Here is a 4,950-nt window from a genome sequence, read left to right as displayed (position 1 = left end):
CGAATTTGCTCATCAAGATACCAAAATTTATCTGACAAACCTTCATGGCAATACGGAAGAGTGGACGATGGAGCAGTTACTGCCGGGTGCTTTTCGACCTGCGGATTTGGGAAAATAAAAAAAAGAATGCCTCTTTGGGGCGCATTCTTTTTATGGTCAATGTAAGCGCTTAATGTAATGAGGAGGAATTGAAATGAAATATGTAATCGCGCTGGTGGGATTGCTCGTTGTATTTGCACTTACTTACGTTGCCAGTAGTGACAAACGTAAAATCAGGTATCGTCCACTGGTGGTTATGGTTGTCTTGCAGGCGGCGCTAGCGTTTGTATTGCTGAACACAGGGATTGGTGAATTTTTGGTCAAGGGCTTTGCAGCTGGGTTCAACAGTCTCTTGGGATATGCAAGCGAAGGAATCAACTTTGTATTTGGTGGAATTGCCAATGAAGGGGCAGCACCGTTCTTTATCGGAGTACTGCTGCCGATTGTGTTCATTTCCGCATTGATCGGGATTTTACAATATGTAAAAGTGCTGCCTTTCATTATTAAATATATCGGGCTTGTCTTGAGCAAAGTAAACGGAATGGGTAAACTGGAATCCTACAACGCTGTAGCTTCGGCTATCCTGGGTCAATCCGAAGTATTTATTTCCGTCAAAAAGCAAATTGGTCTGCTGCCGCAACATCGGCTGTATACGTTGTGTGCATCTGCGATGTCTACCGTATCCATGTCGATTGTGGGAGCTTACATGCAAATGCTGGACCCCAAATATGTGGTTACCGCATTGGTGCTGAACCTGTTCGGCGGCTTTATTATCGCCTCCATTATTAATCCGTACAAGATTGAGAAGGAAGACGATTTACTGGAGGTTCAAGAGGAAGAAAAGCAGTCCTTTTTCGAAATGCTCGGGGAGTATATTATGGACGGTTTCAAGGTTGCTATTACGGTAGCTGCGATGCTGATCGGTTTTGTGGCGCTGATTGCCATGGTTAACGGCATTTTCTCCTGGTTGTTTGGAATCAGCTTTCAGGCGCTGCTGGGCTATGTGTTTGCACCGTTCGCCTTTGTTATGGGGATTCCGTGGAACGAGGCCGTGCAGGCGGGCAGTATTATGGCTACCAAGCTCGTATCCAACGAATTTGTAGCCATGCTGGATCTGACCAAGCAAACAGGCTTGTCCGAGCGTACGGTCGGGATCGTATCGGTATTCCTCGTATCTTTTGCAAACTTCTCATCCATCGGTATCATTTCCGGGGCTGTGAAGGGTCTGCATGAAAAACAGGGAAATGTAGTGGCCCGTTTTGGTCTGAAGCTGTTGTACGGGGCGACGCTGGTTAGCGTGCTGTCCGCAACGATTGCAGGGTTGTTTTTGTAAAAAAAACAGCGAATTAGGAAAGGATTTTTATGATGTCTAAATTTAAACGGATTCACTTGGTCGTTATGGACTCGGTTGGTATTGGCGAAGCACCGGATGCTGCCCAGTTTGATGATTATGATGTAGATACACTTGGTCATATTGCGCGCGAACGCGGCGGGCTGAACATGCCGAATATGGCTAAGCTCGGTCTGTCCAACATTCGTTCCATACAAGGTGTGCCAGCGGCCGATAAGCCACTTGCTTATTACACCAAAATGCAGGAAGCCTCCAATGGCAAGGATACGATGACAGGTCACTGGGAAATCATGGGCTTGAATATTGCGGTTCCTTTCCGTGTATTCCCGGACGGGTTTCCAGATGAGCTGATTCAGCGCATTGAGGGGCATACAGGCCGCAAAGTCATTGGCAACAAGCCAGCCAGCGGTACGGAGATCATTGATGAGCTGGGCGAAGAACATGTGAAAACTGGCGCACTCATCATCTATACCTCAGCGGATTCAGTGCTGCAAATTGCTGCTCATGAGGAAGTTGTACCTTTGAAGGAGCTCTACGAGATCTGTGAGTTCTGCCGTAAAATTACGCTGGAAGATCCGTACATGCTGGGTCGCATCATTGCCCGTCCGTTCGTAGGCGAGCCAGGCAACTTCTCGCGTACGTCCAATCGACATGACTATGCGCTCAAGCCATTTGGTCGTACCACAATGAATGAACTGAAGGATGCAGGACTGGATGTAATCGCCTTGGGTAAAATCTCTGACATTTATGACGGCGAGGGTGTAACGAAGGCCGTGCGTACAGTGTCCAACATGGATGGCATGGATAAGCTGGTGGCTACGCTGGACGAGGAATTCACCGGATTAAGCTTCTTGAATTTGGTGGACTTTGATGCTGTATACGGCCACCGCCGTGATCCGCAGGGATACGGTCAAGCCTTGGACGATTATGATGCCCGTCTGCCAGAAGTTTTCGCTAAAATGACCGATGACGATCTGTTGATCATCACCGCTGACCATGGGAATGACCCAACCTATCGTGGAACGGATCATACCCGCGAATATGTGCCCTTGCTGGCATATTCTCCTCGTTTTGTAGATGGAGGCAAGGAACTGGCGGTTCGTAAGACGTTTGCGGATATTGGAGCGACTGTAGCGGATAACTTTGGTGTAAAACTGCCTGAACATGGAACCAGCTTTTTGGCAGAGCTTCAGTAATCCAGGGCTGCAAGAGTGCAGGCAGGAAGATTAGAAATATTATAAGCATGGACAAATGGGACGGAGGAATAAAAACATGAGTGTACACATTGGAGCCAAACCTGGAGAGATTGCAGAAACGATTTTGCTGCCAGGAGACCCGCTACGGGCCAAATTTATCGCTGAAACGTACCTGGAGGACGTGACCTGCTACAATGAGGTGCGCGGAATGCTCGGATTCACGGGAACGTACCAGGGCAAACGCCTGTCTGTACAGGGAACGGGGATGGGACTGCCTTCCATCAGTATTTATGTCAACGAACTGATTAGCGAGTACGGGGTGAAAAACTTGTTTCGCGTGGGTACATGCGGTGGAATGAAGGAGCACGTGCATGTTCGTGACGTCATTTTGGCACAGGCATCCTGTACAGATTCCGGCATGAACCGCCATATCTTTGGCGGCTATGATTTCTCACCGATTGCTAGCTTCCCTCTTTTAAAGGGGGCTTATGATCGCGGTGTTGCCAAAGGGCTAAACATGCATGTCGGCAACGTATTCAGCTCAGACAGCTTCTACCGTGATGACAAATCAGTGGTCCAAAAGCTGATGGAATACGGCGTGCTGGGTGTGGAAATGGAAACTTCGGCTTTATATACGCTGGCAGCCAAGTTTGGCGTAAACGCCCTGACCATTCTGACGGTGAGCGATCATTTGCTGACGGGTGAAGAAACAACAGCAGAAGAACGGCAAACCACGTTTAAAGAAATGATGGAAGTTGCACTGGAAACAGCAGTATCCCTGTAAACGATCATAGGCACAGTGAGGAGAAATGACATATGAGAATGGTAGACTTGATTGAAAAAAAACGTGATGGAAAAGAACTGAGCACTGAGGAAATTAACTTTATTATCCAAGGCTATACTCAGGGTGAAATTCCTGATTATCAGGTCAGTGCATTGGCGATGTCTATTTTCTTCAAAGATATGAACGAACGGGAACGTGCTGATTTGACCATGGCAATGGTTCATTCAGGAGATACGATTGATTTGTCCGCGATTGAAGGGGTAAAGGTCGATAAGCACTCCACTGGCGGTGTGGGTGATACGACAACACTGGTACTGGCTCCGCTTGTAGCAGCCTTAGACATTCCAGTGGCCAAAATGTCAGGTCGCGGCCTGGGTCATACGGGCGGAACGATCGACAAGCTGGAGGCCATTGCAGGCTTTCACGTGGAAATCACCAAGGATGAATTCGTGGATTTGGTAAATCGCAGCAAAATTGCGGTCGTCGGACAAAGCGGCAACCTGACACCTGCGGATAAAAAGTTGTATGCCTTGCGTGATGTTACAGCAACGGTAAATTCGATTCCGCTGATTGCCAGCTCGATTATGAGTAAGAAAATTGCTGCCGGCTCTGATGCTATCGTACTGGATGTCAAGACAGGTGCGGGCGCATTCATGAAAACAGTAGAAGATGCCAAAGAACTGGCACATGCCATGGTAAGCATCGGGAACAATGTGGGTCGTAAGACCATGGCGGTTATTTCTGACATGAGTCAACCGTTGGGGCTAGCTATCGGGAACTCGCTGGAAGTTAAAGAAGCAATTGATACGCTGCGCGGTGAAGGACCCAAAGATCTGGAAGATCTGTGTATGGCTTTGGGCAGTCAGATGGTATTTTTGGCTGGGAAAGCAGATTCTCTCGAAGACGCTGAAAAGAAGCTCAAAGAGGTCATTCGTAACGGCAAAGCACTGGAGAAATTCAAAGAGTTTATTGCGAACCAGGGAGGCGACGCTTCTGTAGTGGATCATCCAGAACGCCTGCCACAAGCACAGTATCTTATTGAAGTACCTGCAAAGCAGGACGGTGTGGTAGCTGAAATCGTGGCTGATGAAATTGGTACTGCCGCGATGCTGCTGGGGGCAGGTCGTGCAACCAAAGAATCCGAGATCGATCTGGCTGTCGGCTTGATGCTAAACAAAAAAGTCGGCGATGCAGTTCAAAAAGGCGATTCACTGGTTACAATCCATGCGAACCGTGAAGACGTGGACCAAGTAATGGAGAAAATCTACGCGAACATCCGTATTGCGGATCATGCGGAAGCACCCGTGCTGATCTACGGAACGGTGACAGAGTAAGCTATAGCTGTATTGCGTAAGTTAATAGCAATTCATGATTATAGAGCCGGAGTCCTTAGCTTAAAGGGCTTCCGGCTTTTTTGTCGTTCTTTACTGAGGCAACTGACGACAGCATTATAAAGCAGTCTATACTAGAGAACCACCGGATGGATTCCTTTAAACAAGTTTGAAAAATATGACAGCCAGACTCATAATAGATATGAGTTTGGTTTTTTTATTGTCAGGGCGCAGGCCAGTATAGGGGAG

Annotated in this window: 4 protein-coding genes and 1 pseudogene; all 5 read left to right on the top strand. The window is 47.9% G+C overall.

Features of this window, described 5'->3' with window-relative positions:
• Positions 1 to 118: pseudogene (locus AC5V8P_RS23355) on the top strand (cytidine deaminase); the annotation flags it as partial.
• Positions 119 to 193: 75 nt separating this feature from the next.
• The gene (locus tag AC5V8P_RS23350; protein ID WP_063210268.1) at positions 194 to 1,372 is read left to right on the top strand and encodes a NupC/NupG family nucleoside CNT transporter; all 1,179 of its coding nucleotides are present in this window, start codon (positions 194 to 196) and stop codon (positions 1,370 to 1,372) included.
• A gap of 29 nt (positions 1,373 to 1,401) precedes the next feature.
• The gene (gene deoB / locus AC5V8P_RS23345) at positions 1,402 to 2,586 is read left to right on the top strand and encodes a phosphopentomutase (protein WP_196771880.1); all 1,185 of its coding nucleotides are present in this window, start codon (positions 1,402 to 1,404) and stop codon (positions 2,584 to 2,586) included.
• 76 nt (positions 2,587 to 2,662) lie between these two features.
• On the top strand, positions 2,663 to 3,370 hold the full coding sequence (deoD, locus tag AC5V8P_RS23340) for a purine-nucleoside phosphorylase (protein WP_063210270.1): 708 nt from the start codon (positions 2,663 to 2,665) through the stop codon (positions 3,368 to 3,370).
• Between the two features lie 32 nt (positions 3,371 to 3,402).
• Entirely contained in the window at positions 3,403 to 4,704 is a 1,302-nt protein-coding gene (locus AC5V8P_RS23335) for a pyrimidine-nucleoside phosphorylase (protein ID WP_063210271.1), read from the top strand.
• Positions 4,705 to 4,950 lie beyond the last annotated feature (246 nt).

Source organism: Paenibacillus sp. N119s (genome assembly GCF_059447605.1).
Note: the sequence above shows the minus strand (reverse complement) of the source record. Positions and strands in the feature narration are given on the sequence as shown.